The 2,565-nt window shown below is 78.0% G+C and carries 4 protein-coding genes and 1 pseudogene; 2 read left to right on the forward strand and 3 right to left on the reverse strand.

The window, feature by feature from the left end; translation table 11 throughout:
• Positions 1 to 202 (reverse strand): annotated as a pseudogene (locus O3W51_RS47685) (ABC transporter ATP-binding protein); the annotation flags it as partial.
• Positions 203 to 265: 63 nt separating this feature from the next.
• Here O3W51_RS47685 and O3W51_RS47690 point away from each other — a divergent pair.
• Both O3W51_RS47690 and O3W51_RS47695 read left to right on the forward strand, forming a co-directional pair.
• Positions 266 to 523, forward strand: coding sequence for a hypothetical protein (locus O3W51_RS47690; RefSeq protein ID WP_269290331.1), 258 nt, complete (start codon positions 266 to 268; stop codon positions 521 to 523).
• Positions 520 to 1,185, forward strand: coding sequence for an ABC transporter (locus O3W51_RS47695; RefSeq protein WP_232485438.1), 666 nt, complete (start codon positions 520 to 522; stop codon positions 1,183 to 1,185). The genes O3W51_RS47690 and O3W51_RS47695 overlap by 4 nt, the downstream gene beginning before the upstream one ends.
• Here O3W51_RS47695 and O3W51_RS47700 read toward each other — a convergent pair.
• Both O3W51_RS47700 and O3W51_RS47705 read right to left on the reverse strand, forming a co-directional pair.
• Positions 1,174 to 2,130: a lysophospholipid acyltransferase family protein gene (locus tag O3W51_RS47700; protein WP_138354298.1), complete on the reverse strand. Its 957-nt coding sequence runs from the start codon at positions 2,128 to 2,130 to the stop codon at positions 1,174 to 1,176. The genes O3W51_RS47695 and O3W51_RS47700 overlap by 12 nt on opposite strands.
• A partial coding sequence (locus O3W51_RS47705; RefSeq protein ID WP_443048433.1) for a GNAT family N-acetyltransferase occupies positions 2,127 to 2,565 on the reverse strand: 439 nt, incomplete at its 5' end. The genes O3W51_RS47705 and O3W51_RS47700, both read right to left, overlap by 4 nt.

A 2,565-nucleotide genomic window follows, 5' to 3' on the forward strand; every position in this document is an offset into this window, starting at 1 on the left:
TCGGGGTGCGGGCGTGGCCGGCGGCCCCGAACCGCTCCAGCCACTCCCCCGCGCGCCGGCCTGCGGTGGTGCGGCGCAGCCCGTGGATCGCGCCGAGGTGGACGAGGTAGCCTAGGGCGTCGAACGGGTCGCGGCGGGCGGTGCCGTCGTCTTCGTCGACCACGACGCGCGGCGGCTCGCGGGCGAGCCGTCCGGCGTCCACCGGTTCGCGGACGGCCGGCTCACCGCCGTCGCGGCGGCCGGCGCGGAAGCGGACGTCCCACGGGTGGTCGTCGAAGCGTCAGGCCCCGGTGAACCGCCCGCCCTTCCGGGCACTCCCGGCTACGGGCCCGCCGCACCGGGCCGGATCCGGATCACCGTCCCGGCCCATGAGTCCGACGCGGTCCTGCGCGCGCTGCTCACAGCCGACCCGCCCTGGCACATCCGGGCCGTCCGGCCGGAGCCGGGACCGGGGGCCGCGGGCCCGGAGACCGGTCCCGGCTCCGGAACGGGGCCCGCCGACACCCGGGGAGACACCGGATGACCGCCCTTGTCCGCTACCAGGCCGCGCTGCTGATCCGCTCCCAGCGCTGGCTGCCGCCGGTGCTGCTCTACGGGGTGATCATGGCCATCGGGATCTCGTCGGGGCAGCCGCTGCTCGACTCGCTGGCCTTCGCCGCCGCCGGAATGCTCCCCGTCGCCGCCTGGCTGGTGCGGGTGTGCGTCACCAACGAGCCGCCCGCCGCGCGGGCCTGTGCCGCCGCGGCGGCCGGACCGGGCCGCGTGCATCTGTCGAGCGTGCTGACGGCGCTGCTCGCGGCCGGTGCCCTCGGCGCCGCCGGGGTGGCGGTGGTCGCGGTGATCAGCGACGCGCACACCGCCGATCGCCGGCACGTGGTCCCGCTCGGACCGGCGGTCACGGCCGGGCTGCTGGCCGTGCTCGTCTCCGCGCTGCTCGGCCTCGCGGTCGGCGCGCTCACCAACCCGCCGGTGCTGCGCCGCGCCGGCTGGGCGATCCCGGTCTCCGGACTGAGTGCCCTGCTGGTGCTGGTCATCGGCGGCTCGCCCGCCAACGCCGCCGTGTCGGGACTGGTCAGCGGCTCGCAGACCGGCACGGTCGGGCTGCCGCTGGTGCCCCTGTGCCTGGCGGCAGTCGCGGCGGCCGCGGCGACCGCGGTCGCCTGTGCGCTCGGTTCACGCCGCTGACGATCCGGCCTCCAGCCGCCGGCCGGGCCCGGGGGGCGGGCCGTGCCGGTCCGGCGGGCCGAACTCCGGCCCGGTCACCGCCCGCTGGGCCGCCCGTGCCAGCGAACGGCGGTCGTGGTGGGCACCGGGCGGGATCGGGGGCAGCACGCTGACCTCGGCGACGAGGCCGCGGGCGGCGGTCACCCGGAGCAGCGAGGCCACCAGGGTGTCCTCGCCGACGAACGCGGCCGCCGTGGCCGGACCCGCGCCGAGCCGGTACCGGATCAGTACGGGCTGCACCGCGACCCTCGCGTCCAGCGCGGCCTGGAACACGGCGGGACGGAAACGGCCCTGCCGCCGGCCGCACCAGGTGCTGCCCTCCGGGAACACGACGACCGGGGTGCCCGCGCGCAGCACCGAGGCGATCCGGGCGACGGTGCCGGGCAGCGCCCGCAGCCGGTCGCGTTCGATGAACAGGGTGCCGCCGCGGGACACCAGAGCCCCCAGGAAGGGCCAGGACGCGACCTCGCTCTTGGCGAGCATCCGGGCCGGGCGCACGGCGGCGACCAGCGGGATGTCCAGCCAGGAGATGTGGTTGGCCACCACCAGCACACCGCCCGCGGGGACGCCCCCCGCCGCACCGGACACCCGGATCCGCACCCGCACCCCGAAGGCGGCGGGCACCGTCCGGGCCCAGGCCCGGGTGAGCCGGCCCCGCAGTGCCGGACGGCAGCAGCGCACCAGCGGCGCCAGGGCGAGCCCGACGGCCACCAGCGCGATCCCCGCCGCGCAGCGCGCCGCCTGGCGTGGCCGGCCCACGGTTGCGAAGGTCCCGGCCAGACAGTGCCCGGGGGTGCAGGGCGCACTCGGCAGCCAGTGCGGGACACCGGTCGGCGGCACCGCGGGGGGAGGCGTCGCGGCGGGCAGCGCCGCCGGGCCGGGCGCCGGGCGCGTGAGGAGTCTCATTGCGCGGGGGCGAGCGAGAGGAAGTGCCGCAGATAGCGCGGGTCGGTCCGGCGCAGCGACAGCAGGATGTACAGGTCGGCCACGCCGAAGTCCGGGTCGTGCGCGGGCTCCCCGCAGACCCAGGCACCCAGCCGCAGATAGCCGCGCAGCAGCGGCGGGAGGGCGTTGCGGCCACCGGGACGCGGACGCTCGATACCCGTCGGGTCCCAGGCGCGCAGCGGGCGCACCCGGTACTCCTCGGGCGACAGGTGGCGGGCCCGCACGGTGTCCCACACCCCGGCGGCGGAGGTCCCGCCGTCGGCGAGCGGCACCGAGCAGCAGCCGGCCAGCCAGTTGTGGCCGGTGCGTACCAGATAGCGGGCGATACCCGCCCACATCAGGCTGATCACCGCTCCGTCCCGGTGGTCGGGGTGGACGCAGGACCGGCCGACCTCG

This window comes from Streptomyces sp. H39-C1 (assembly GCF_027158125.1).
Classification (GTDB): Bacteria; Actinomycetota; Actinomycetes; order Streptomycetales; family Streptomycetaceae; genus Actinacidiphila; species Actinacidiphila fildesensis.